This window comes from Paraburkholderia fungorum (assembly GCF_902833645.1).
GTDB classification, from domain to species: Bacteria; Pseudomonadota; Gammaproteobacteria; order Burkholderiales; family Burkholderiaceae; genus Paraburkholderia; species Paraburkholderia fungorum.
This window is the reverse complement of record NZ_CADFGE010000005.1, coordinates 324,425-348,324: the sequence shown is the minus strand read 5'-3', so window position 1 is coordinate 348,324 and position 23,900 is coordinate 324,425. Positions and strand designations below refer to the sequence as shown.

Genomic DNA, 23,900 nt, shown 5'->3' with positions numbered 1-23,900 from the left:
CCGATCGATCCAGCCAAATCTCTCAATTTGCCGTAAGTTACCGGCGCAAAGCGCGGCGTTGACCGACCGTTCGCGGTGAGTTAGGCGCCAATCGCCTGCAATTGCTTATCCAACAGGTTGCCGCTATTCTACCGTGCCGACTCTCAAAATGTGACAGTCGGACGAGAATTGCGCCTCGAATCGCGCGCCGGACCGGCTGACGGGTTCTTGCGAGGTTCTCGCGAAGCCCTACTACCGTCTGGACGCAATTGCGGTGCCCACGGCGCGCTGAAATGACGCCGCTGCAACCTCCGGTTAGCCACCGTGCAGCGACGCCCATGCAGCGATGTTTCATTCGAGCGCTTTTTCCCGCTCACGTTCCCCCAGCCCCACTGATGCCGCCCACCGTATTCATCGTCTCCGACGGTACCGGGATCACTGCCGAAACCTTCGCGCATTCGATCCTCTCCCAGTTCGACCAGAAATTCCGCCTGGTTCGCGTGCCCTTCGTCGACTCGACGGAAAAAGCCTACGTCACGCTCGAAAAGATCAACGAAGCGACCCAACAGGACGGCCGCCGTCCGATTGTCTTCACGACGCTGGTGGACAGTGCCTCGAATCAGATCGTCAAAGGCTCGAATGCGCTCGTACTGGACATGTTCCAGACCTTCGTCGAGCCGCTCGAACAGGAACTGGAGCTCAAGTCGAGCCACGCGATGGGACGCGGCCACCAGAACGCCGATACCGAGGAATACAAGAACCGGATCGAGGCCATCAATTTCTCGCTCGCCCATGACGACGGTCAATCGAACCGCAATCTGGCCGATGCCGATGTGATTCTGGTCGGCGTTTCGCGCAGCGGCAAAACGCCGACGAGCCTGTATCTGGCCATGCAGTACGGGGTGAAAGCGGCCAACTATCCACTGATTCCGGAAGACTTCGAACGCGGCAAGCTGCCTACGCCGCTCCTGGCGCATCGGCAGAAAATGTTTGGTTTATCGATCGATCCGCAGCGGCTTTCGGAGATTCGCAACGAGCGCCGGCCGGGCAGCAAATACGCCGCGCCGGAGAATTGCCGCTACGAGATCAATGAAGCTGAAGCGATGATGCGGCGTGAGGGAATCAAGTGGCTGTCGTCGACGCATAAATCGATCGAGGAGATCGCGACGACGATCCTGCAGGAGATCAAGCTGGACCGGCCGGCTTATTGAGCGTGGCCAGCTTTACCTGCGTGCATGGTGCTGAGGAGGCCGCGCAGGCGGCCTCACACTGAAGTCAGTGCAAGCTCATGCGCGGCGCTGCTGGCGGCATTGTTCGAATACACACACAGCCGCCGCAGCCGCCACATTGAGCGATTCCATGCCGCCCGGCTGAGGAATCGTCACCCGCAACGAAACCGCATCGCGCCAGGTCTGCGACACGCCGGCTCCTTCGTTGCCGAAGACCCATGCGAGCGGTCCGCTCAGATCGCAATCGTAGATCGCCTCGGCGCCATGCGAATCCGTGATGACGACGGGCACCGCAAGGCGCTCGATCAACCCCTGTGGCTCGACATCCTCGTGGATTTTCAGCAGGAAATGCGCGCCCATGCCCGAGCGCAGAACCTTCGACGACCATGCGTAAGCCGTGCCCGGTGCGCAAAACACTTGCTGAATCCCGGCGGCCGCCGCGCTGCGCAGAATCGAACCGACGTTGCCGGCGTCCTGCACGCCGTCGAGCACGAGGCAGGTCTGCGCGACCTTGTCCGGCAGCGGCGTGTCGAGCTTCTCGACCAGCAACAGAATTCCCACACCATGCACAACGTTCGACAACTGCCCGAACAATGCGTCGGGCAGCGTGACGATGCGGTGCTCGTCGATGCGCGACACGATGGCCTGCGCTTCGTCGTGACGCAACGCACCCTCGGTCACGACGCACATTTCCGGCTGCCCGGCGACGTCGAGATAGGCGCTCGCGAGATGGAAGCCTTCGAGCAGCGCGTGGCCGCTGCGACGCTGCTGATGCGTCGAGCCGGCCAGCGCCTTAAGGCGCTTGTAGAGCGGATTGTCCCGCGAGGTGATGGCTTTCACAGGCAGCGAAGACAGTGAGAATGAGGAAAAGGATAGGCGACGCGCCGGGCCAAACGTGGCGCTCAGGCCCCGCTGCGTTCGCCGAAGGCGTCGTCGTCGAGCATGGCGTCGGCGAGCGTGCCGGGCACGACGATCACGTCGCCCAGCGGCGGCTTCAAAGCCATGCCGAAGCGCAGATGCGCTTCACGCACCGGCGCGAACGAACGCCGATGATGCTCGCAAGGGCCATGTTCGCGCAGCGCGGCAAGATGCTGCGGCGTGCCATAGCCGGCGTGCGCGTCAAAGCCGTAAACCGGATAGGTTTGATGCAATTCGAGCAGCATCCGGTCGCGCGTGACCTTGGCGAGAATCGACGCCGCCGAAATGCTCTTGATCAGTGCATCGCCGCCGATCACCGCTTCGCTGCGAATGCTTAGCGTCGGGCAGCGATTGCCGTCGATTTTCACGAGTGTCGGCACGACCGAAAGACCTTCGACCGCCCGCTTCATCGCCAGCATGGTGGCGTGCAGGATGTTCAGCGTGTCGATTTCTTCGACGGTAGCCGACGCGACGCAGTAAGCCAACGCCCGCTCGACGATCTTGTCGTACAGTTCATCGCGCTTTTTGGCAGTCAGTGCTTTCGAATCGTCGAGGCCGCGAATCATCGGCTTCGACGGGTCGAAAATCACCGCCGCGGCGACCACCGGACCGGCCAGCGGCCCGCGCCCGGCTTCGTCGACGCCGCAGACGATATCGTCCGGCGTCTCGAAGTTAAGACCGACCTGCTGCGCCGCCACGCCTGCAGCGCTCGCAGCCTTACGGCGAGGTGCACGCGCGGCAGTCACGGCAGCGCCCTGCGCTTTTCAATGACGCTCGCCACCACTTCCGCCGCACGCTGCGCGGTGTTCTGCTTCAGCACGTGATGCATCTCCGTGAAGATTTCCGTCAGCGTGCGCCGGTTGGCCTCGTCGCGCAACTGTTTCAGCGTGGCCTCGGCGAGCGCCTGTGGCGTCGCGAAATGCTGCAGGATTTCCGGCACGACGAAACGCCCAGCCAGAATGTTCGGCAAGCCGACATACGGCAGATAGCCCTGGCGGCGCATGATCTGTCCGGTCAGCCAGGGCACCTTGTACGAAATCACCATCGGCTTTTTCAGCAACGCGGCTTCCAAAGTCACCGTGCCGCTCTTGACGAGAATCGCATCGGCCGCCGTCATTGCGAGTTGCGACTGGCCTTCGGTAATGGTCAGCGCGAGCCCGGGATGCGCGTCGACCAGCGGCCGCAGCATTTCGCGCAGCGCGGGGGTGGCCGCCGGCATCACGAAACGCAAGCCAGGCTCCTGGTGCTGCATCATCTCCATCGCGGCAAAGAACGTCGGACCGATCAGATCGATCTCCGAGCGCCGGCTGCCCGGCAGCACCGCGATGATCGGCCCGCTTTCAGCGAGGCCGAGCGTGCGGCGCGCGCCCAGCGTATCGGGCACGAGCGGAATCTCGTCAGCGAGCGGATGACCCACGTAGGAGGCCGCGACACCGGCCTTCTCCAGCAACGCCTTTTCGAACGGGAACACGCAGAGCATGTGGTCGACCGCCTTGGCGATCTTCTTGATGCGCCCGCCCCGCCACGCCCAGATGGACGGGCAGACGAAATGAACGGTCGGAATACCCGCCTCGCGCAACGGATGCTCGAGGCCGAAATTGAAATCGGGCGCATCCACGCCGACGAACACCGACGGCGGTTCAGCCAGCAGTTGCCGCTTCAGTTCGTTGCGGATGCCGAGGATTCCGGGGATATGCCGCAGTACTTCGACATAGCCGCGCACGGTCAGCTTTTCCATCGGCCAGTGCGCGTCGAAGCCCTGCGCAATCATGCGCGGGCCGCCAATCCCGTAGTAGTGCGTGGAGGCAGGCAGATGGCTCGCGAGGCCTTCGAGCAGCGAGGCCGCCAGCAGGTCGCCGGACGGCTCGCCGGCGACCATCGCCACGCGTATCGGACTTGGGTTGAGGGCCATCGCTTAGCGGATGATGCCGCGTTGCGACGCTTCGACAAACGCGAGCAACGTTTGCACCGGCTCATCGCCATCGCCACCCGCGGTCGCGAGTTCGCGCAACTGCACCTTCGCTTCTTCGAGCGACAGGCTGTTCTTGTACAGCAAGCGATACGCCGAGCGCAGCGCGGAGATCGCGTCCGCCGAGAAACCGCGGCGGCGCAGACCTTCGACGTTGATGCCGTGGGGCTCCGCCTTGTTGCCGGCAGCGATCACGAACGGCGGAATATCCTGCACCAGCGCTGACGCGCCGCCCAGCATCGAGTGCGCGCCGATGCGCACGTACTGATGCACGCCCGACATGCCGCCGACGATCGCGTAATCGCCAATCGTCACATGGCCGGCCATCTGCGCATTGCTCGACAGAATGACGTTATTGCCAACGTGGCAGTCGTGCCCGACGTGCACGTAGGCCATGATCCAGTTGTCGTCACCAAGTGTGGTGACGCCCGAATCCTGCATCGTGCCGGTGTGGATCGTGGTGAATTCACGGATCGTGTTGCGGTTGCCGATCACGAGCCGGGTGGGCTCGTCCTTGTACTTCATGTCCTGCGGACGGCCGCCGACGGATGCGTAGTGGCCGATCCGGTTGTCTTCGCCGATCGTGGTGTGACCTTCGATCACGCTGTGCGAACCGACCGTGGTCCGTGCGCCGATCGTCACATGCGCACCGATGACGGCATACGGTCCGATTTCGACGGATTCGTCGAGTTGCGCGCCTGGTTCGACGATCGCAGTGGGATGAATCCTGCTCATGCGTCCTCGCTTCTGATTCTGTTGCGTTGTCCGGATGGACGTAACCGGAGCCTGCAGGGCCCGGGGTAAGCCGCTGACTGCCCGGACACCTTTAAGCGTCTTTGTCCGTGTGCCGCACCGCGCACATCAGATCCGCTTCCGCCGCCACGGCACCATCCACTTCGGCGCGCGCCTTGAACTTCCAGATACCGCGCATATGACGCTCGAACGTACAGTTCAGGATCAGCTGATCGCCCGGTTCCACGACGCGCTTGAAACGCGCATTGTCGATGCCCACGAACAGATACAGCGTGTTCGACGGATCGCTCGGCTCTTCTGAAAACGTCAGCAGGGCCGCGGTTTGCGCGAGCGCTTCGAGGATCAGTACGCCGGGCATTACCGGACGGGTCGGAAAGTGACCTTGGAAATACGGCTCGTTGATCGACACGTTCTTCAACGCTTTGATGCTCTTATGCGGCTCGAGTTCGAGCACCCGGTCGACCAGCAGGATCGGGTAACGATGGGGCAGCAGCGTGAGAATCTTATGAATGTCGAGATTGATTTTTTCGGTGCTCATGGTGTTTCTACTCGCACATTAACTGCGCGATGATGACTGCGAATGCTGGTGCAGGTGGGTTGGTAACGCGTGCTGCCGGCGCTCGCCGTGACCCGGCGGCCATGCCACCCGGTCACGGCAACCGACTTTGCTTCCTGATGCTTGCCCGCTATTTTACGCGGTGCCGGCGGGTTGCCCCGCGGATTGTTCTGCGAGTAAACCAGCGGGGTTGGCGAATGGGTTACCCAGCTGTCTCAGGTCGGGTCGGCGACGGAGTTGCTTGCTGCGTCGGCTGGCTTGCCCGCCGACGCATTTTCCAGCGCCTTGATACGGTCACGAAGCTTGTCGATGTTACGCAGCAAAGCGGCGCTCCTGTTCCAGTCCGCATGATTCACTGCGGGGAATGCGCTGGTGTAGATGCCTGCCTTCAACAACGACTTCGACACGCCGGATTTCGCCGTGACGATCACATAGTCAGCCAGCGTCACGTGGCCGGCGATTCCAACTGCGCCGCCGATCATGCAGTGACGGCCGATCGTGGTGCTGCCCGCAATGCCCGCGCAACCCGCGATCACCGTATAGGCGCCCACTTTGCAGTTGTGGCCGATCTGCACGAGATTATCGATCTTCACGCTCTCTTCGATGATCGTGTCGGCCATCGCGCCCCGGTCGATCGTCGTGTTCGCACCGATTTCGACGTCTGCCCCAACCGATACACCGCCGACCTGCGGAATTTTCACCCAGTTACCGGTGCGCGCATCGCCTTCACCCACGAAATCCGGCGCGAAGCCAAAGCCGTCCGAACCGATCACCGCACCCGCGTGCACGATCACGCGCTCACCGAGCTTGCAGCCGTAATACACCGCGACATTCGGATACAGATGCGAGCCCGCGCCGATCCGCGTACCGCGGCCGATCACCACGTTGGCATCCAGACGCACGTTTTCGCCGATCACAGCGCCCGCCTCTACCGTGACATTCGGGCCGATCACCGCGCTCGCGGCAATTTGCGCGGACGGGTCGATGGTCGCGCTCGGATGGACGCCCGGCACCGGCTTGGGTGCGGCCATGTCGATGAAGGTCTGTGCGACGCGCGCAAAGTAAGCGTACGGATTCGGCGTGACGATGAAGTTACGCGCGGCATTCCCATGATTTTCGAGAGCGCCGAGCTTTGCGAGGTCCTCGGCATTGATCAACACCGCGCCCGCGCGAGTCGTCTCGACCTGCGACAGGTACTTCGGATTGGCGAGGAATGCCAGCTGGTCAGGGCCTGCCTGGTCAAGCGGCGCCAGGCTACCGACGCGCTGCGAACCATCTCCGACTACTTCACCGCCAAACCGCTGGACGATGTCCTCAAGCGTAAATGCCATGCCTATCCTGTCTCCTGTGTCGACCCAGAGTTGGCGCTTCAGCGTCAACCTGAGTCCTCGCTTTAGCTGTCGATCGAAGTTCGCGCTTTGGCACGCTACTCCGATCCCCTGCAAAGCTCGTTACTCCGGTCTCGTGCAAAGCACTGACTCTGGTCTCATGCAAGCTTGTTGCCGCAAATCAGTCCAGCTTGTTAGTTCCACCGCCCCGTGCTGCGTAGCGGCGGCCGGCGAGCGGGTGTCTGGCCGGCAAGCCCACCGCCGGCAAGCCCAGCGCGCGCGTTCAGTTACCCGAAGCCGCGAGCGCCTTGAGCACCTGATCGGTAATGTCAATGCGCGGGCTAACATACACCGCTTCCTGAACGATCAGGTCGTAGTGCTGCTGCTCGGCGATCTGCTTGATCACCTTGTTGGCCCGGTCGAGCACCGCCGCCAGCTCTTCGTTGCGGCGCTGGTTCAGGTCTTCGCGAAACTCGCGCTGTTTGCGCTGGAAGTCCGTATCCAGTTGGGACAGGTCGCGCTGCTTCTGCGCCCGATCCGTAGCCGACATCGACGCACCGTTCTTGTCGAGCGAGTCGGACATCGACTTCAGTTTCTGCGCCATGTCGGCCAGATCCTTGTCGCGCTTGGCGAATTCCGCCTCGAGCTTGACCTGCGCAGCCTTCGCGGCAGCCGATTCACGCAGGATGCGGTCCGAATTCACCGCAGCAATCCTCGCTTCCTGCGCGTGCGCCGCACCCGCTACACCGACACCCAGCGTCATTGCCAGCGCGAACGCACACGCCCCACGTTTCGAAAAAATACCAGTTAGCAAAGTCATCCTCTCGATACTGTAGTTTGGCCAGCCGTTCGTAGCCGGACCGCCAGCCGCCGCATCAGAACGCCGTCCCGATCTGGAACTGGAACTTCTGATACTGGTCGCCAGTGTGCTTCGTGAGCGGGAAGCCCAAGCTGAGCTTGAGCGGGCCGATCGGCGAGATCCATGCGAGACCGACACCGTAGCCGTAACGCAGGCCGTTCGCGCCGATGCTGTTGCCCTCCGTACCCCAGACGTTACCGCCGTCGAGGAACGTGAACACACGCAAGGTGCGGTCGTAGCCCGTGCCCGGCAACGGGAACGTCAATTCGATGTTACCCACCAGCAGCTTCGAGCCACCGATCGGGTCGTTCGTTTTCGCGTCGCGCGGACCCAGCGAGCTCGGCTCGTAGCCCCGCACCGAGCCGATACCGCCCGCGTAATAGTTCTTGAAAATCGGATATGGCTTGCCGCCGAGGCCGTTACCGTAACCGCCCTGGAAGTTGAAGCCCAGCACGAAGCCGCGCGAGAACGAATAATAGTACTGCGCGTTGATGTCGGCCTTGTAATACTGCGTGCCGCCGATCGGCGTGCCGTACTCGGCGTTCGCCTGCGTGAAGTAACCACGGCTCGGCACCAGTGCGCTGTCTCGCGCATCGCGCGACCAGCCCACCGTGATCGGCACGTTGTTCGACACACGGCCGAACTCGTGCACGTAGTCGATGTAGCTCTGCGGCGTATTCGCGTCGATATCCAACTGGTTCTGCTCGAGGCCGGCGCCGAAGTACACCGTGTCGACTTCGGAGAACGGGATACCGAATTTCAGGTCGCCACCGATCGTGACGATCTTGAAGCTCGAATCCGTCGAGTAGTAGAGCGGCTGGTATGTCCGGTAGTAGACGTCGGTAATCCGCTTGATGCCGTCGACCGTGAAGTACGGGTCGACCTGCGTCACCGTCAAGGTACGGTAGGTCTTGGCGGTATTCACGTTCACCGCGAGACTCGTACCCGAACCGAACACGTTGTCCTGCGACACGCCCGCGGAGAGCACCACCTTGTCGGTCGACGAGAAGCCCGCGCCCAGCGTGATCGCGCCGGTCGGCTTTTCGCTCACCTTGACGTCCACGTCGACCTGGTCGGGCGTGCCTTCGACCGGCACGGTGGTCACGTCGACGTCGGTAAAGTAGCCGAGGCGGTTGATCCGGTCTTTCGACAGCGCGAGGCGGTTCGAATCGAACCACGAGCTTTCGAGCTGGCGCATTTCACGGCGCACCACTTCGTCACGCGTGCGTGTGTTGCCGACCACGTTGATGCGGCGCACGTACACGCGGCGGCTCGGGTCCACCTGCAGCGTCAGGTCGACCTTGTGGTGTTCCTGATCGATCTGCGGCTGCGCGTTGACCGTGGCGAATGCATAACCATACTGGCCCAGCTTGTCGACAATCGCCTTGGTGGTGGCTTGCAGCTTTTCAGCCGAGAAGCGGTCACCCGGTTTGATCTTGATCAGCTTGGCCAGCTCCGCCTCGCGGTCGAGCAGATTACCGGCCAGCTTGATGCTGTTGATTGTGTACGGCTCGCCTTCATGCAGCGTGACCGTCAGATACATGTCCTTCTTGTCCGGCGAGATCGACACCTGGGTCGAGTCGATGTTGAATTCGAGGTAGCCGCGATTCAGGTAATACGAGCGGACGTTCTCGAGGTCGCCGGTGAGCTTGTCTTTCGCATACAGGTCGTTCTTCGTGTACCACGAGAACCAGTTTGGCGTGGACAGCTGCATTTCGTCGCGCAGCGTACCCGTGCTGAACGCCTTGTTGCCGATGAAGTTGATCTGGCGAATCTTCGCGCTCGGACCTTCAGCCACCGAGAACAGCACCGAGACGCGGTTGCGGTCGATCGGCGTGATCGTGGTGGTGACTTCTGCGGCATAGTAGCCGCGCGTCAGGTACTGGCGTTTCAGTTCCTGCTCGGCCTTGTCGACGAGTGCCTTGTCGTAGTAACGGCCTTGCGACAAACCGACCGCGCGCAGCGCCTTGGTCAGATTGTCCTTGTCGAACTCGTGAATGCCGGCGAAGTCGATGGTGCCGATGGCCGGACGCTCCAGCACCTGCACGATGACGACATTGCCTTCGGTCGCGATCTTGACGTCGTTGAAGAAGCCCGTGGCGTATAGCGCGCGAATGGCTTCGGAAGCCTTGTCGTCGGTAAAGGTGTCGCCTTGCTTGATGGGCAGGTACGCGAACACGGTACCGGGTTCGACGCGTTGCAACCCCTCGATCCGGATGTCTTGCACCACGAAGGGCGTCGTTGCGTGAGCAACCAGCCCATGCGCGGCGAATGCCGCGGCTATAACCGTCTTTGGAACAAAGCGATGAGGTTTAAACAACGTGCTTCCCCAGTGTGTATAGCTGCATCGGGTCGGGCGGTCGCCATCGTGAACGCCGCCAGACACTTTAAAAATGGATTAAACGAGCCAGATCGTTGAACAGCGCAATCGCCGACAATGCGACGATGCAGGCGAGACCCGCCCTCTGAAAAACGAGTTGCCAGCGATCGGAGACAACTTTGCCGGTTACAGCTTCAACCAAATAATATAACAGATGACCCCCGTCCAATACCGGAATTGGTAACAGGTTCAGTACGCCGAGGCTAATACTGACAAGGGCCAGGAACGACAGGAATGCAGAAGGACCTAGACGTGCGCTCTTTCCTGCGTAATCGGCGATCGTCACAGGACCGGAAAGATTCTTCAGCGATGCCTCGCCGACGATCATTCGCCCGAACATGCGCACCGAATAAACAGCCAGATCCCAGGTACGGCGTGCACCCAGTTGCAGACTTTCGAGCGGCCCATAACGCACGTCGATCGACGGCACCTGAGTCGCGAGTTCGGCGCCGATACGACCGATCTGCTGGCCCGTCGCCTCATCGCGCTGCGACTGCGGGACGATCCGCACGTCTTCCAGCTTGCCCGCCGCCGGGCCGCCGCGCTCCACCTGCAGCGTCACGGGTACACCGGCGTGCGATTTTACATAAGCGATGAAGGCCGTGGCATTGTCGGTAGGCACACCGTTGATCGCGCGCAGACGATCACCCACGGCGAGGCCGGCTTTCTGCGCCGCGCTACCCGGCTGCACGCCCGCGACCGTCAGCTTGCCGCCGCCCGGCTCGAAGCCGAGACGCGACATAAAGTCGTCGTCGACGTCTTTCTCGGTGATGCCGCGCAGATCCAGCTGAAAATCCGAGATGCCGTGGGCATCTTTCGCACTCAATACGACCCGCTTGTGATCGAATGCCGCGCCGAGCAGCTTCCAGCGCAGGTCGGACCATGAACGCACCGGTTCGGATTCGCCGGCGTTCCCGGTGCGCACCGCGACGACAGTTTCGCCGCCGTCGAAGCCGGCCAGCGCCGCCGGCGTATTCGGAGCAGGTGTCGCAACCACCGCTGCCGGTTCGGTCACGCCAGTGGCGAACACGAGGGCAAACAGCACGATGGCTAGCAGGAAGTTCGCGACCGGGCCGGCCGCGACAATCGCGAAACGGCGCCACACCGACTGGCGGTTGAACGCATGGGGCAAGGCTTCAGGCGGAATCGGCGCACCGCCGGTCTCGCGCTCGTCGAGCATCTTGACGTATCCGCCCAGCGGCAGTGCGGCAATCGTCCATTCGGTGCCCGTCTTCCGGCTCACCCATTGGACCAGCGGCTTGCCGAAGCCGATCGAAAAGCGCAGCACCTGGACGCCGCACAGGCGCGCCACGCTGTAATGCCCGTACTCGTGGACGACCACGAGTACGCCAATCGCCACCGCGAAGGCCAGCAGTTCGATTAGCAGATTCATAGGCGCCTCACTGGACGGCGCGTTCCGTGCGACGGGCGCCGTCCGGCAGGCGCGCGATGAAGTCGGCGGCGGCGCGGCGCGCGGCGCCGTCGGCCTCGATCACGTCCTCGAGCGCGTGAGCGCTACGGTTCGGCAAAGCGTTGAGTACGGCGTCGACCACCTGAGCAATCGCCATAAACCCGATCTGGCGCGACAGGAACGCTTCAACAGCAATTTCGTTCGCGGCATTAAGGGCCGCGCTCGCCAGCCCGCCCTCGGCCAGCGCCTTCACGGCGAGTGCGAGACACGGGAAGCGCGTGTAGTCCGGTTTTTCGAACGAGAGCGACGCGACCTGCAGCAGATCGAGTTGCGCGACACCGGAATCGACCCGCTCCGGAAACGCCAGCGCATGCGCGATAGGCGTGCGCATATCGGGGTTCCCCAATTGGGCGAGCACCGAACCGTCGGCGTATGACACCATCGAATGAATCACGCTTTGCGGGTGAATCAGCACCTCGATGCGCTCGCCCGGCACGTTGAAGAGCCAGTGCGCTTCGATCACCTCGAGGCCCTTGTTCATCATCGTGGCCGAGTCGACCGAAATCTTGCGGCCCATCACCCAGTTCGGATGCTTGCAGGCTTCGTCAGGCGTGACATCGACCAGCGTGGCCGGCTCGCGCGTGCGGAACGGACCGCCCGAGGCAGTCAGGATGATCTTCGAGACGCCGCCGTGCAAAGCGGCTTCGCGCGGCAGGCATTGGAAAATCGCGTTGTGTTCGCTGTCGACCGGCAGCAGCACGGCGCCGTTGTCGCGCACCGCGTCCATGAAGATCGCGCCGGACATCACAAGCGCTTCCTTGTTGGCGAGCAGGATGCGCTTGCCGGCACGCGCCGCGGCGAGGCTCGGCGCGAGGCCTGCCGCGCCGACGATCGCCGCTACGACCGTATCGCAGCCATTGCTCTCCGATACGTCGACGAGCGCTTGCGGCCCGTACGTAACCTCGGTCTTGCAGCCGGCTTCTCGCAACTTCGCCGCGACCTGCGCGGCGGTATCGGCATCGCCGACTACCGCGACCTCAGGCTGAAAGCGCAGGCATTGCTCGACGAGCTTGTCGCCGTTGCGATGCGCAGTGAGCGCGTAAACCGAAAAGCGCTCCGGATGACGCGCGACGACGTCGAGCGTGCTGTCTCCAATCGAGCCCGTGGAACCGAGCAATGTCAGACGTTTTTGCATATCTCTTTCTCTAGCCGAGCAGCAGCATGGCAAGCGGCAGCACCGGCAATAATGCGTCGATGCGGTCGAGTACGCCACCGTGCCCAGGCAACAGGCCGCTTGAATCTTTCACTCCGGCCTGGCGTTTCATCATCGATTCGAACAGATCGCCCACCACGCTGAATGCCACCAGCAAGGTCAGTGCGAGCAGTGTACGTACGGCGCCTAATTGCGCCAGCAGCGCAGAATACAGGGTCGGCTCGAACGCATGCAAAAAGACCGCCGCAGCGGCGACGATCATCACGGCCAGCCAGCCGCCGATCGCGCCCTCCCAGGTCTTACCCGGGCTGATGGCAGGCGCGAGCTTGTGCTTGCCGAAAGCCTTACCTGAGAAGTATGCGCCGATATCGGCCAGCCAGACCAACAGCAGCAGCGACAACACGAAAGGCACGCCCTTCATGCGCGCGGCGACGAGAGCATGCCAGCACGCGACGAATACCACAATGCCGGCAAGAAACAGAAACCCGCGCCACGCGCCTTGCGCGAGGGTCGGCTTGCGCAAAAGCACATATGGCCCCGCGATCACCCAGAAAATAGCGGCCGCCTGAAACAGCGGCCGGGGCTCCTCGATACCGGTACCGAGACGGGTGCTCGCGACCAGCGCCACGGCGGCCACCAGCGCGTAAATGACCGGGCCGGCACCGCCGAGCTTCAGCAGGCGCGCCCATTCCCACGCCGCGAATACGACGACGAAGGCGATCAGCGCGCCAAACGCGCCAACCGGCGCGAACAACGTGACCGGCAAGAAAATCGCCAGCAGGATGATCGCCGTGATGACACGGGTTTTTAGCATGGAAGCGAATCGACGTTTTGCGATTGCGGCTCGAGTTGAGCACTGGTGCGGCCAAAGCGGCGCTCACGCTCCGCATAGGAAGCGATGGCGTGGCCGAGCGCGTCGGCGTCGAAATCCGGCCAGAAGGTGTCGGTGAAGTAGAACTCGGTGTAGGCAAGCTGCCACAGCAGGAAGTTGCTGACGCGGCGCTCGCCGCCGGTGCGGATGAAAAGATCCGGCTCCGGTGCATAGGCCATCGACAGGTGTTCGGCGAACGAATCCTCGTTCACTTCGACCGCTTTGCCCGCCAGCGCCGATTGCTCGGCAAGCTTGCGGGTGGCCTGCATGATGTCCCAACGGCCGCCGTAATTGGCGGCGATGGTGAGCGTCAGACGGGTATTGCGCGCGGTTTTGGTTTCCGCGCGCTTGATCAGGTCGCGAATGCGCGTATCGAATCGGGACAGATCGCCAACCACGCGCAGACGAATGCCATTCGCGTGCAGCTTGCCGATCTCGCGCTCCAGCGCGGTGACGAACAGGCGCATCAGGAACGACACCTCGTCGTTCGGGCGGCGCCAGTTTTCCGAACTGAAAGCAAACAGCGTCAGGTATTCGACGCCCTGCCGGGCGCAGGCCTCGACGGCCGCACGCACCGCGTCGACGCCGCGCGTATGGCCGGCCACGCGCGGCAGACGGCGCTGGGTCGCCCAACGGCCATTGCCGTCCATGATGATCGCGATATGTCGCGGCACCGCGGCGACATCAGGCACGCGCACGGTTGAGCTGGTATAGGTCATGGCCGTCGGGACAGTGACTGCAAAAAAAAGAAGTGGAAACCCTGAAGATGCTGAGCCAACCGGCCTCAGACCGTCATGATCTCGGCTTCTTTGGTCACGACGAGTTTGTCGATTTCCGTGACGAACTTGTCCGTCAGCTTCTGAACGTCGTCACCTGCACGGCGCTCGTCGTCTTCCGAAATTTCCTTGTCCTTCACGAGCTTTTTCAGTTGCTCGTTTGCATCACGGCGCAGGTTACGAATCGCGACCTTGGCCGTTTCCGCTTCGCTCTTGACCACTTTGGTCAATTCGCGACGGCGTTCTTCGGTCAGCGCGGGCATCGGTACGCGAATCACGTCGCCCTGGGTCGCCGGGTTCAGACCGAGGTCCGACTCGCGGATCGCCTTCTCGACGACCTGGACCATCTTCTTTTCCCACGGCTGCACGCCGATCGTGCGAGCGTCGATCAACGTCAGGTTCGCAACCTGCGAAATCGGCACCGGCGAACCGTAGTAATCACACTGGATGTGATCGAGCAGGCCCGTATGCGCACGGCCCGTGCGGATCTTCGACAGGTCGTTCTTGAACGCGTCGATGGAACGCTGCATTTTTTGCTCAGCGCCCTTTCTGATATCAGCCACAGACATTTTTAAACCTCCGAACCTTCAAAACGGTGCGAGCCGGCCAGCGCGCGCATGATGCGGCGGCCTGGGCTCGCGTTAAAGCCCACGTTATGTGAACGAGAGTTTACACGTGGACGAGGGTGCCCTCGTCCTCGCCGAGTACGATGCGCTTGAGCGCGCCGGGTTTGACGATCGAAAATACACGGATCGGCAGCTTCTGGTCGCGGCACAGAGCGAACGCCGTGGCGTCCATCACCTGCAGGTTGCGGCCGATTGCCTCGTCGAAGCTGATCGTGGCGTAACGGGTCGCACTCGGGTCTTTCTTCGGATCGGCCGAATAGACGCCGTCCACCTTGGTGGCCTTCAGCACGACTTCCGCGCCGACTTCCGAACCGCGCAGCGCAGCGGCCGTATCCGTCGTGAAGAACGGATTGCCGGTGCCGGCCGCGAAAATCACGACTTTGCCTTCTTCGAGCTGGCGAATCGCACGGGGCCGAATGTACGGCTCGACCACCTGGTCCATGCGCAGCGCGGACTGCACGCGCGCTTCGATACCGGCGTGGCGCATCGCGTCCTGCAGGGCCAGCGCATTCATCATGGTGGCCAGCATGCCCATGTAGTCAGCCGTGGCGCGATCCATACCGGCCGCGCCGCCCGCGACGCCGCGGAAAATATTGCCGCCGCCGATCACCACGGCCAGCTGCGTTCCGAGACGGACCACTTCGGCCACGTCCGCTACCATTCGTTCGATGGTCGCGCGATTGATGCCGAAGGCATCGTCGCCCATCAGAGCTTCACCGGAGAGTTTGAGCAGGACGCGTTTATAGGCTGTGGGCATAGGGGTATCCAGATCGCGCAGAACAGGGCAACAACAAGGGACTAATGTAGGGGTGAAATACTGATTCGGGCAAGCGCCGCCAAATTGACGAACCCTGGGGTTCGCCAGCGGCGTGCGTCGCGAGGGTCACCCGCGCGCAGCCTTGCGGCGCCGCCGACCGCGGCAAAGTCTTGCTCCGCCGCGGGTCCAACGGTACTAACTGAAGCTTAAGCGATACTTATTGTTGCTTTGCAGCAGCGACTTGAGCCGCCACTTCGGCTGCGAAGTCGTCCTGCTTCTTCTCAATGCCTTCGCCGACCACGAACAGCGCGAACTTCTGCACGCTCGCGTTGCCAGCCTTCAGCATCTGCTCGATCGTCTGCTTGTCGTTCTTAACGAACGTCTGGTTCAGCAGCGAGACTTCCTTCAGGTACTTCTGCACGCTGCCGTCGACCATCTTGGCGACGATTTCAGCCGGCTTGCCCGATTCGGCAGCCTTCTGCTCAGCAATGCTGCGCTCCTTGGCGATCAGATCCGCCGGCACGTCGTCCGACGACAGCGAGACCGGCTTCATGGCCGCGATATGCATGGCCACGTCCTTGCCGACCTGCTCGTCCGCGCCGGTGTACTCGACCAGCACGCCGATGCGGGTGCCGTGCAGGTACGCTGCCAGCTTGTTCGACGTTTCGAAACGCACGAAACGGCGGATCGACAGGTTTTCGCCGATCTTGCCGACCAGCGCGAGACGCACGGCGTCGACCGTCGAGCCGTCCAGCGGCAATGCCGACAGCGCAGCGACGTCAGCCGGGTTTTGCGTAGCAACCAGCTCGGCGATCGTCTTCGAGAAAGCCAGGAAGTCGTCGTTCTTCGAAACGAAGTCGGTTTCGCAGTTCAGTTCGACCAGCGAACCCGCGTTGCCGCCGATGAACGATGCGACCACGCCTTCAGCCGTCACGCGCGACGCTGCCTTGCTGGCCTTGTTGCCCAGCTTCACGCGCAGCAGCTCTTCAGCGCGCGCCATGTCGCCTTCGGCTTCCGTCAGCGCTTTCTTGCATTCCATCATCGGCGCGTCGGTCTTTGCGCGCAGTTCTGCAACCATGCTTGCGGTAATTGCCGCCATCATTTGCTCCTTGAGTTCCGTCTGTCACACGCCGCCCGGACTTCGATACCGGCGGCAAGAATTCGTTTCAACGTTGCACGTATTTTTTACGGACTACGTTTGGGCACTACTCACAGCACACCACTACTTTGTCGCGGCTTAAAAAAAGGGGGCCTGTAGAAAGCCCCCTTTTTTGCCGGACACGGGGTAGCTTTACGCTTCCCCGTTGACCTCGACGAACTCGTCGCCGTCACCGCCACGGGCAGCCTGCACCACTTCGTTGACCGCGTTAGCACGGCCTTCCAGGATCGCGTCAGCCACGCCAGCCGTGTACAGAGCGACAGCCTTCGAAGCGTCGTCGTTACCCGGGATCACGTAGTCGATGCCTTCCGGCGAGTGGTTCGTGTCGACCACGGCGATGACCGGAATGCCGAGCTTGTTAGCTTCGGTCACGGCAATCTTGTGGTAGCCGACGTCGACCACGAAGATCGCGTCCGGAATGCCGCCCATGTCCTTCACGCCGCCGATCGACTTTTGCAGCTTGGCCATTTCGCGTTCGAACAGGAGCGCTTCTTTCTTGCTCATGCGTTCGGTTTCGCCTGCTTCCAGCGCTGCTTCCATGTCCTTCAGGCGCTTGATCGAGACCTTCAGCGTCTTGAAGTTGGTCAGCATGCCGCCGAGCCAGCGTGCGTTGACGAACGGCATGCCAGCGCGTTGTGCTTCTTCAGCGATCGTGTCGCGCGATTGACGCTTCGTGCCGACGAACAGGATCGTGCCGCGATTCGCTGCCAGTTGACGCGCGTACTTCAGCGCGTCGTTGTACATCGGCAGCGTCTTTTCGAGGTTGATGATGTGAATCTTGTTGCGATGACCGAAAATGAAGGGGGCCATCTTCGGGTTCCAGAAGCGCGTTTGGTGACCGAAGTGGACACCGGCTTCCAGCATTTGACGCATGGTAACTGCCATGAAAATCTCCGCGAGGGTTGGGTCTTAAGCCGGCTGCCGTATCGGCCGCGCCGCCATTGTGCTCATGCACTTTCTGGCTGAACGCAGCGGACACCCTGGGTGCGCCGGCTTGCGAGTCTGCTGCCTTGGTACTGCCCTATCCCGTAGCGCAGGCAACTATCGCCACGGGAAGCCATTTCCGCCTACTTGCGCTTCGCCCACTGCCTATTAGAACAGCGATACATCAACGAAATTAGACAGAGATCGACTTAGCCAAAGATTATAGCACGCGACTATCGGCTGACTCAACCCGCGCGGTAGCTCCTGTTTGCCGCGGGCGGTTGCACCCGGGCGCTCACGGCCGCCCCGGAAAGCCATTCGCAATCAGCCGCGAACACGGCAGCAAAGGCACCGCCCTGCTCGCAAAACCCTGCGGCAGGTGGAATATGGTGCGATAATCTTGCAATAAATTGCATTTCAGGCCCGACTCATGGCTATTACGCTGAAAAACGAACACGATATCGCGCAGATGCGCGTCGCCTGCAAACTCGCTAGCGAAGTGCTCGACTACATTACGCCGTTCGTTACAGCCGGCATCACGACCGGCGAACTCGACCGGTTGTGTCACGAATACATGCTCCAGGTTCAGGGCACGGTCCCGGCGCCGCTGAATTATCAGCCGCCCGGCTATCCGCCCTACCCGAAAGCCACCTGTATTTCGGTCAACGACGTGATCTGCCACGGCATTCCGGGCGACAAGACGCTCAAGAACGGCGACGCCCTGAATATCGACGTCACGGTGATCAAGGAAGGCTATTTCGGCGACACCAGCCGGATGTTCATCGTCGGCGAAGGCTCGATCATGGCCAAACGCCTTGTGCAGACCACCTTCGAATGCATGTGGCTCGGCATCGACCAGGTGCGCCCAGGCGCCCATCTCGGCGATATCGGCTACGCCATCCAGAAGCACGCCGAAGCGCAAGGCTACAGCGTGGTGCGCGAATATTGCGGCCACGGCATCGGCACGGTGTTTCACGAAGACCCGCAGATCCTGCACTACGGCCGTCCCGGCACCGGGCTGGAACTGCAAGCGGGCATGATCTTCACGATCGAACCGATGATCAACGCCGGCCGGCGCGACATCCGCACCATGCCGGACCAGTGGACCGTCAAAACCAAGGACCGCAGCCTGTCGGCACAGTGGGAACACACCGTGCTCGTCACCGAAACCGGCTACGACGTGCTGACTGTCTCGGCCGGCACGCCCGCGCGTCCGCCGGTTGTCGCAGCCACGGCCTGACCGACTTCCGACCTCACCCGCCCATCTGCCAATGAGTAGTGTTCCAGCCGTCACCCAGTCCCACGCCACGTCGCTCAAGGCAGACTATAAAGTGGCCAAAGCCCAGTTGCTGGAACGCTTCAAGACCGCCTCCAACGTCGACTCGCTGATGGCCGCGCTCTCGCGCGCCACCGACGAATCGCTACGCGCCGCCTGGAACACCTGCGAACTGCCGCCCGAACTGGCCTTGCTGGCCGTGGGCGGTTACGGGCGCGGTGAACTCGCGCCCCACTCCGACATCGACATCCTGGTCCTGCTGCCCGACGCGCCGATCGAGCATCTCGCGGCGCGCATCGAGCGCTTTATCAGTCTCGCGTGGGATTTGGGGCTCGAACTCGGCAGCAGCGTGCGCAGCGTGGCGCAATGTATCGAAGAAGCGGCCAACGACGTCACCGTGCGCACCTCGCTGCTAGAAGCGCGGCGCATTACGGGCAGCGCCACGCTCTTCGACGACTTTGCGAAGCGCTACCGCGAAGCGCTCGACCCGCGCGCGTTTTTCCAGGCCAAAGTGCTGGAAATGCGGCAGCGGCACGCCAAGTTTCAGGACACGCCGTATTCACTCGAACCGAACATCAAGGAAAGTCCGGGCGGCCTGCGCGACCTGCAACTGATCCTGTGGATCACGCAGGCGGCCGGTTTCGGCAGCAGCTGGCGCGAGCTCGAAGCGCGCGGCCTGATCACCGAGCGTGAAGCGCGCGAACTGCGCCGCAACGAAGGCTTCCTGAAGACACTGCGGGCTCGCTTGCATGTGATCGCCGGGCGCCGCCAGGACATTCTGGTGTTCGATCTGCAAACGCCGGTCGCGGAAAGCTTCGGCTACAAGCCGACGGCCACCAAGCGCGCCAGCGAACAGCTGATGCGCCGCTATTACTGGGCCGCCAAGGCAGTCACGCAGCTCGCCACCATCCTGATCCAGAACATCGAAGCGCAGTTGTTCCCCAGCACGAGCGGCATCACGCGCGTGCTGTCGGATCGTTTCGTCGAGAAGCAAGGCATGCTGGAAATCGCCAGCGACGACGTATTCCAGCGCGAGCCGAACGCGATCCTCGAAGCTTTCCTGCTCTACGAACAGACGCCGGGCGTGAAGGGTTTGTCGGCGCGCACGCTGCGCGCGATCTACAACGCGCGCGACGTGATGGACCAGCATTGGCGGCGCGATCCGGAAAACCGCCGCCTGTTCATGGACATCCTGAAGCAGCCTGCCGGCATCACGCATGCGCTGCGCCTGATGAACCAGACCAGCGTGCTCGGACGCTATCTGCTGAACTTCCGGCGCATTGTCGGGCAGATGCAGCACGACCTGTATCACGTGTACACGGTCGATCAGCACATCCTGATGGTGTTGCGCAATCTGCGCCGCTTCGCGGTAGCCGAGCATGCGCACGAATATCCGTTCTGCAGCCAGTTGATCGCCAATTTCGACCGGCCGTGGGTGTTGTACGTGGCGGCGCTGTTTCACGACATCGCCAAGGGCCGGGGCGGCGACCATTCCACACTCGGCATGGCCGACGCGCGGCGCTTCTGCCGTAGCCACGGCATCGAGGGCGAGGACGGCGAACTGGTCGTCTGGCTGGTGCAGCAGCATCTGACCATGAGCCAGGTTGCCCAAAAACAGGACACGAGCGACCCAGAAGTCATCAAGCGCTTTGCCGAACTGGTCGGCAACGAGCGCCGGCTGACCGCGCTCTACCTGCTGACCGTAGCCGACATTCGCGGCACCAGCCCGAAAGTCTGGAACACGTGGAAGGGCAAGCTGCTCGAGGACCTTTACCGCGCGACCCTCGCGGTGCTCGGCGGCGCGCGGCCTGACGCGCACTCCGAGCTGAAGTCGCGCCAGGAAGAAGCGTTGGCCCTGCTGCGCCTCGAAACCGTGCCGGAAGGCGCCCAGAAAGCGCTGTGGGACAAGCTGGACATCGGCTACTTCCTGCGCCACGACGCCGCGGACATTGCCTGGCAGACCCGCGTGCTGTACCGGCACGTGGAAACCGCGACACCGATCGTGCGGGCACGTCCGTCGCCGATCGGCGAAGCGCTTCAGGTGCTGGTCTATGTGAAAGACCAGCCCGATCTGTTCGCCGGCATTTGTGCGTATTTCGACCGCAATGGCTTGTCGGTGCTCGATGCGCGGGTCAGCACGACCCGTCACGGGTACGCGCTCGATAATTTCCTCGTCGCGCATACCGAAGAAGACGTGCATTATCGCGATATTGCCAATCTGGTCGAACAGGAACTGACCGCACGCCTCACCGGCGACGGCACCCTGCTACCGGGACCGTCGAAAGGCCGTTTGTCGCGGCTGTCGCGGACCTTCCCTGTTACGCCGCGCGTCGATCTTCGGGCCGACGAGCGCGGCCAATATTACATCCTGTCCGTGTCAGCGAACGACCGGCCAGGCCTTCTTTATTCAATCGCGCGCGTGCTGGCCGAGCACCGGGTCGGCGTTGCGTCGGCGCGGATCAATACGCTCGGCGAACGTGTCGAAGACGTGTTCCTGCTGGATGGACACGGTCTGTCGGACAACCGCCTGCAAATTCAGGTCGAGACCGAACTGCTGCGCGCGATTGCAGTGTGAGATTTCATGCGAGTCAAATTAACAGCCAAGCACCCGCGGCCGGCTTCGTCCGAACGCGCCCCTGTCCGTACCGGAAGCACGTCGGCGCGTAAGCCGACGCGTCCGAGCGGACCACGGCCGTCTACACCGACGGCCGGGTTCAACGGAGCACGGGGTGAAGGCGCCGGCGCAGCAGGCGGCAAGCGGCCCGCCAGCGCTGGCAAGCCGGCAGGCGCTGGCGCGCGTGCGCCACGGCCTGAAGGATCGTTTTCCCGCGAGCGGGATGCGGGTGGCGCCGGCGCTGCGCGCCGGGCACCGTCGGATCGGCCGCCGCGACGCGAAGGGACCGGCGGTGCGCCGCGCCGCTTCGAGGGCGGCGGTGATCGCGCGCCGCGTCGGGACGATGGCGAACGTGCGCCGCGTCGCTTTGAAGGTGGTGGCGATCGTAGCGAACGTGCTCCGCGTCGCGCTGATGGTGAACGCAGCCAAGGCGCGCCGCGCCGATTCGAAGGCGGCAGTGAGCGTGCTCCGCGCCGGGACGACGGTGCTCGTGCACCCCGTAAGTTCGAAGGTGGCGGCGAGCGTAGCGAACGCGCTCCCCGTCGCGCTGACGGTGAACGCAGCCAGGGCGCACCGCGCCGGTTTGAAGGCGGCGGCGACCGTGGTCCCCGTCGGGACGACAGTGAACGTGCGCCACGTCGGTTCGAAGGTGGCGCCGATCGCAGCGAACGTGCCCCGCGTCGCGCTGACGGCGAACGCAGCCAGGGCGCCTCGCGTCGATTTGAAGGCGGTGCAGACCGCAGTGAACGCAGCACGGGCGCACCCCGGCGGTTCGAAGGAAGCTCGGATCGGAGCGAACGCGCACCCCGCAGTTTCGAAGGTAGCCGCGCCCCGCGCCGTGACGACGGCGAGCGCCGCTCGTTCAGTGGCCCGCGTCCGGGCGCAGGCCGGTCCTCAGAAGGCGGCCCACGTGGCGAGCGTCCGGCGCGCGACGCCTCGGATCGCCCCCGTTTCGGCAGCGACCGTGGCGCCCCGCAGGAACGCCGTGGCGGCGAACGCGGGCCGCGCAGCGATAGCGCACCGCGCCGTTTTGAGGGCGAGCGGGGTTCGTCAGGGCGTGGCGAGCGCACTTTCGCGAAGCCCGTCAAAAGCGGCTACGGTGACCGCACGGACCGCCCGGCGCGCGCACCGCGCGACGACCGCGGCGAACGCGCACCGGCCAGGCGGGAATTCGGCGATCGTCCGGCACGTGCCAGCGACCGCAGCGAACGTAGCGACCGGGGCGAACGTCCGGCTCGCAACTTCGACAAGGCACTGCCGGCCGCCGGCCGCCGCTTTGGCGACGACAGCCGCCCCGCGCGCGCCGACAAGCCGCGCGGCCCGGCGCCTGCCGCCAGAGCCGAACGCGACAGCGACGACGCCCCGCGCATCCCGCGTCGCGATTACGAAGACGCACCGGGCACCCTGCGCCTGTCCAAGCTGATGTCGGAACTCGGTATGTGCTCGCGCCGCGAAGCCGACGAGTGGATCGAAAAAGGCTGGGTGCTGGTCGACGGCGAGCGGGTCGATACGCTCGGCACCAAGGTTCGTCCGGACCAGCGCATCGAGATCGACCCTGCCGCCGAAGCGGCGCAAGCAAGCCAGGTAACGGTCCTGATCCATAAGACCGTGGGCTTCGTCTCGGGCCAGGCGGAAGACGGCTATCAGCCGGCGATCACCTTGGTGACGCCGGAAAACCGCTGGGAAGGCGACCGCTCCGACATCCGCTTCTCGGTCGCGCATCTGCGCCAACTCGCGCCGGCCGGACGTCTGGACATCGATTCGACGGGCCTGCTGGTGCTGACGCAGGACGGCCGCATCGCCAAGCAACTGATCGGCGGCCATTCGGAAATCGACAAGGAATATCTGGTGCGCGTGTCGTTCGGCGAGCACACCACCGACGTCGAAAGCCATTTCCCACCGGAAAGCCTCGCGCTATTGCGTCACGGCCTCTCGCTCGACGACGTGCCGCTGAAGCCCGCACAGGTCAGTTGGCAAAACGGCGAGCAACTGCGTTTCGTGTTGCGCGAAGGCAAGAAGCGCCAGATCCGCCGGATGTGCGAACTGGTCGGCCTCGAAGTGATCGGCCTGAAGCGCGTGCGGATGGGCCGGGTGATGCTGGGCGCACTCCCGCCGGGCCAATGGCGCTATCTGTCGGCGGACGAGTCGTTCTGATGCCGGAAGCTTGACGCTCAAAACAGCAAAAGGACCACGGTGCCCGCGCCGTGCCGTTTGCCCAACAAAAAACCCACGCCGCGGCGTGGGTTTTTTGTTTCCAGCAAGACCCGCAGCCAGGCGGTCATTGCGGGCGGTTGCGAGTCAT

At 63.0% G+C, this 23,900-nt stretch carries 20 protein-coding genes; 4 read left to right on the top strand and 16 right to left on the bottom strand.

The window, feature by feature from the left end:
* Nucleotides 1-374: 374 nt before the first annotated feature.
* A complete protein-coding gene (ppsR, locus tag HWX91_RS18655) occupies nucleotides 375-1,190 on the top strand; it encodes a posphoenolpyruvate synthetase regulatory kinase/phosphorylase PpsR (protein ID WP_028199358.1) in 816 nt (271 codons plus the stop codon).
* Between the two features lie 75 nt (nucleotides 1,191-1,265).
* On the opposite strand, the gene HWX91_RS18650 is transcribed toward ppsR, so the two are convergent.
* The 16 genes from HWX91_RS18650 to rpsB form a co-directional block, all read right to left on the bottom strand.
* Entirely contained in the window at nucleotides 1,266-2,048 is a 783-nt protein-coding gene (locus HWX91_RS18650) for a TrmH family RNA methyltransferase (protein WP_028199359.1), read from the bottom strand.
* Nucleotides 2,049-2,110: 62 nt separating this feature from the next.
* Nucleotides 2,111-2,872 (bottom strand): ribonuclease HII, encoded by a 762-nt coding sequence (gene rnhB, locus HWX91_RS18645; RefSeq protein WP_028199360.1) that lies wholly within the window; start codon nucleotides 2,870-2,872, stop codon nucleotides 2,111-2,113.
* A complete protein-coding gene (gene lpxB, locus HWX91_RS18640; protein ID WP_028199361.1) occupies nucleotides 2,869-4,038 on the bottom strand; it encodes a lipid-A-disaccharide synthase in 1,170 nt (389 codons plus the stop codon). The genes rnhB and lpxB overlap by 4 nt, the downstream gene beginning before the upstream one ends.
* Before the next feature lie 3 nt (nucleotides 4,039-4,041).
* Entirely contained in the window at nucleotides 4,042-4,830 is a 789-nt protein-coding gene (gene lpxA / locus HWX91_RS18635) for an acyl-ACP--UDP-N-acetylglucosamine O-acyltransferase (protein ID WP_028199362.1), read from the bottom strand.
* 91 nt (nucleotides 4,831-4,921) lie between these two features.
* Nucleotides 4,922-5,386, bottom strand: coding sequence for a 3-hydroxyacyl-ACP dehydratase FabZ (gene fabZ / locus HWX91_RS18630; RefSeq protein ID WP_020065638.1), 465 nt, complete (start codon nucleotides 5,384-5,386; stop codon nucleotides 4,922-4,924).
* A gap of 233 nt (nucleotides 5,387-5,619) precedes the next feature.
* Entirely contained in the window at nucleotides 5,620-6,735 is a 1,116-nt protein-coding gene (gene lpxD, locus HWX91_RS18625; protein WP_028199363.1) for a UDP-3-O-(3-hydroxymyristoyl)glucosamine N-acyltransferase, read from the bottom strand.
* 280 nt (nucleotides 6,736-7,015) lie between these two features.
* Nucleotides 7,016-7,552, bottom strand: coding sequence for an OmpH/Skp family outer membrane protein (locus HWX91_RS18620; protein ID WP_030102971.1), 537 nt, complete (start codon nucleotides 7,550-7,552; stop codon nucleotides 7,016-7,018).
* Nucleotides 7,553-7,607: 55 nt separating this feature from the next.
* Nucleotides 7,608-9,911, bottom strand: coding sequence for an outer membrane protein assembly factor BamA (gene bamA / locus HWX91_RS18615; RefSeq protein ID WP_028199365.1), 2,304 nt, complete (start codon nucleotides 9,909-9,911; stop codon nucleotides 7,608-7,610).
* 67 nt (nucleotides 9,912-9,978) lie between these two features.
* Entirely contained in the window at nucleotides 9,979-11,364 is a 1,386-nt protein-coding gene (gene rseP, locus HWX91_RS18610) for an RIP metalloprotease RseP (RefSeq protein WP_028199366.1), read from the bottom strand.
* A gap of 7 nt (nucleotides 11,365-11,371) precedes the next feature.
* On the bottom strand, nucleotides 11,372-12,577 hold the full coding sequence (locus HWX91_RS18605; RefSeq protein ID WP_028199367.1) for a 1-deoxy-D-xylulose-5-phosphate reductoisomerase: 1,206 nt from the start codon (nucleotides 12,575-12,577) through the stop codon (nucleotides 11,372-11,374).
* A 10-nt stretch (nucleotides 12,578-12,587) separates the two neighbouring features.
* A complete protein-coding gene (locus HWX91_RS18600; RefSeq protein ID WP_028199368.1) occupies nucleotides 12,588-13,409 on the bottom strand; it encodes a phosphatidate cytidylyltransferase in 822 nt (273 codons plus the stop codon).
* A complete protein-coding gene (gene uppS, locus HWX91_RS18595; RefSeq protein WP_028199369.1) occupies nucleotides 13,403-14,185 on the bottom strand; it encodes a polyprenyl diphosphate synthase in 783 nt (260 codons plus the stop codon). The genes HWX91_RS18600 and uppS overlap by 7 nt, the downstream gene beginning before the upstream one ends.
* Before the next feature lie 65 nt (nucleotides 14,186-14,250).
* Nucleotides 14,251-14,811 (bottom strand): ribosome recycling factor, encoded by a 561-nt coding sequence (gene frr / locus HWX91_RS18590; RefSeq protein WP_028199370.1) that lies wholly within the window; start codon nucleotides 14,809-14,811, stop codon nucleotides 14,251-14,253.
* A 100-nt stretch (nucleotides 14,812-14,911) separates the two neighbouring features.
* Nucleotides 14,912-15,625 carry a UMP kinase gene (pyrH, locus tag HWX91_RS18585; protein WP_028199371.1) on the bottom strand — a complete coding sequence of 238 codons (714 nt, stop codon included), beginning with the start codon at nucleotides 15,623-15,625 and terminating at the stop codon, nucleotides 14,912-14,914.
* 217 nt (nucleotides 15,626-15,842) lie between these two features.
* Nucleotides 15,843-16,724, bottom strand: a complete 882-nt coding sequence (gene tsf / locus HWX91_RS18580) for a translation elongation factor Ts (RefSeq protein ID WP_028199372.1) — start codon at nucleotides 16,722-16,724, stop codon at nucleotides 15,843-15,845.
* 192 nt (nucleotides 16,725-16,916) lie between these two features.
* Entirely contained in the window at nucleotides 16,917-17,669 is a 753-nt protein-coding gene (gene rpsB / locus HWX91_RS18575) for a 30S ribosomal protein S2 (protein WP_028199373.1), read from the bottom strand.
* A gap of 469 nt (nucleotides 17,670-18,138) precedes the next feature.
* On the opposite strand from rpsB, the gene map reads away from it, so the two are divergent.
* Genes map through HWX91_RS18560 form a run of 3 tightly spaced genes read left to right on the top strand, consistent with a single transcriptional unit; the run spans nucleotide 18,139 to nucleotide 23,752 of the window.
* Nucleotides 18,139-18,948: a type I methionyl aminopeptidase gene (map, locus tag HWX91_RS18570; protein ID WP_028199374.1), complete on the top strand. Its 810-nt coding sequence runs from the start codon at nucleotides 18,139-18,141 to the stop codon at nucleotides 18,946-18,948.
* A 31-nt stretch (nucleotides 18,949-18,979) separates the two neighbouring features.
* Nucleotides 18,980-21,559 carry a [protein-PII] uridylyltransferase gene (locus HWX91_RS18565; RefSeq protein ID WP_028199375.1) on the top strand — a complete coding sequence of 860 codons (2,580 nt, stop codon included), beginning with the start codon at nucleotides 18,980-18,982 and terminating at the stop codon, nucleotides 21,557-21,559.
* A gap of 6 nt (nucleotides 21,560-21,565) precedes the next feature.
* Entirely contained in the window at nucleotides 21,566-23,752 is a 2,187-nt protein-coding gene (locus HWX91_RS18560) for a pseudouridine synthase (RefSeq protein ID WP_062859112.1), read from the top strand.
* Nucleotides 23,753-23,900 lie beyond the last annotated feature (148 nt).

Excerpts from the sequence above, each read along its gene's own strand:
- HWX91_RS18620 (WP_030102971.1), bottom strand. The coding sequence starts at position 7,552 with ATGACTTTGCTAACTGGTATTTTTTCGAAACGTGGGGCGTGTGCGTTC.
- HWX91_RS18600 (WP_028199368.1), bottom strand. The coding sequence starts at position 13,409 with ATGCTAAAAACCCGTGTCATCACGGCGATCATCCTGCTGGCGATTTTC.
- HWX91_RS18605 (WP_028199367.1), bottom strand. The coding sequence starts at position 12,577 with ATGCAAAAACGTCTGACATTGCTCGGTTCCACGGGCTCGATTGGAGAC.
- frr (WP_028199370.1), bottom strand. The coding sequence starts at position 14,811 with ATGTCTGTGGCTGATATCAGAAAGGGCGCTGAGCAAAAAATGCAGCGT.
- lpxB (WP_028199361.1), bottom strand. The coding sequence starts at position 4,038 with ATGGCCCTCAACCCAAGTCCGATACGCGTGGCGATGGTCGCCGGCGAG.
- HWX91_RS18560 (WP_062859112.1), top strand. The coding sequence starts at position 21,566 with ATGCGAGTCAAATTAACAGCCAAGCACCCGCGGCCGGCTTCGTCCGAA.
- uppS (WP_028199369.1), bottom strand. The coding sequence starts at position 14,185 with ATGACCTATACCAGCTCAACCGTGCGCGTGCCTGATGTCGCCGCGGTG.
- HWX91_RS18565 (WP_028199375.1), top strand. The coding sequence starts at position 18,980 with ATGAGTAGTGTTCCAGCCGTCACCCAGTCCCACGCCACGTCGCTCAAG.
- rseP (WP_028199366.1), bottom strand. The coding sequence starts at position 11,364 with ATGAATCTGCTAATCGAACTGCTGGCCTTCGCGGTGGCGATTGGCGTA.
- pyrH (WP_028199371.1), bottom strand. The coding sequence starts at position 15,625 with ATGCCCACAGCCTATAAACGCGTCCTGCTCAAACTCTCCGGTGAAGCT.
- lpxD (WP_028199363.1), bottom strand. The coding sequence starts at position 6,735 with ATGGCATTTACGCTTGAGGACATCGTCCAGCGGTTTGGCGGTGAAGTA.
- fabZ (WP_020065638.1), bottom strand. The coding sequence starts at position 5,386 with ATGAGCACCGAAAAAATCAATCTCGACATTCATAAGATTCTCACGCTG.
- lpxA (WP_028199362.1), bottom strand. The coding sequence starts at position 4,830 with ATGAGCAGGATTCATCCCACTGCGATCGTCGAACCAGGCGCGCAACTC.
- rpsB (WP_028199373.1), bottom strand. The coding sequence starts at position 17,669 with ATGGCAGTTACCATGCGTCAAATGCTGGAAGCCGGTGTCCACTTCGGT.
- tsf (WP_028199372.1), bottom strand. The coding sequence starts at position 16,724 with ATGGCGGCAATTACCGCAAGCATGGTTGCAGAACTGCGCGCAAAGACC.
- ppsR (WP_028199358.1), top strand. The coding sequence starts at position 375 with ATGCCGCCCACCGTATTCATCGTCTCCGACGGTACCGGGATCACTGCC.
- map (WP_028199374.1), top strand. The coding sequence starts at position 18,139 with ATGGCTATTACGCTGAAAAACGAACACGATATCGCGCAGATGCGCGTC.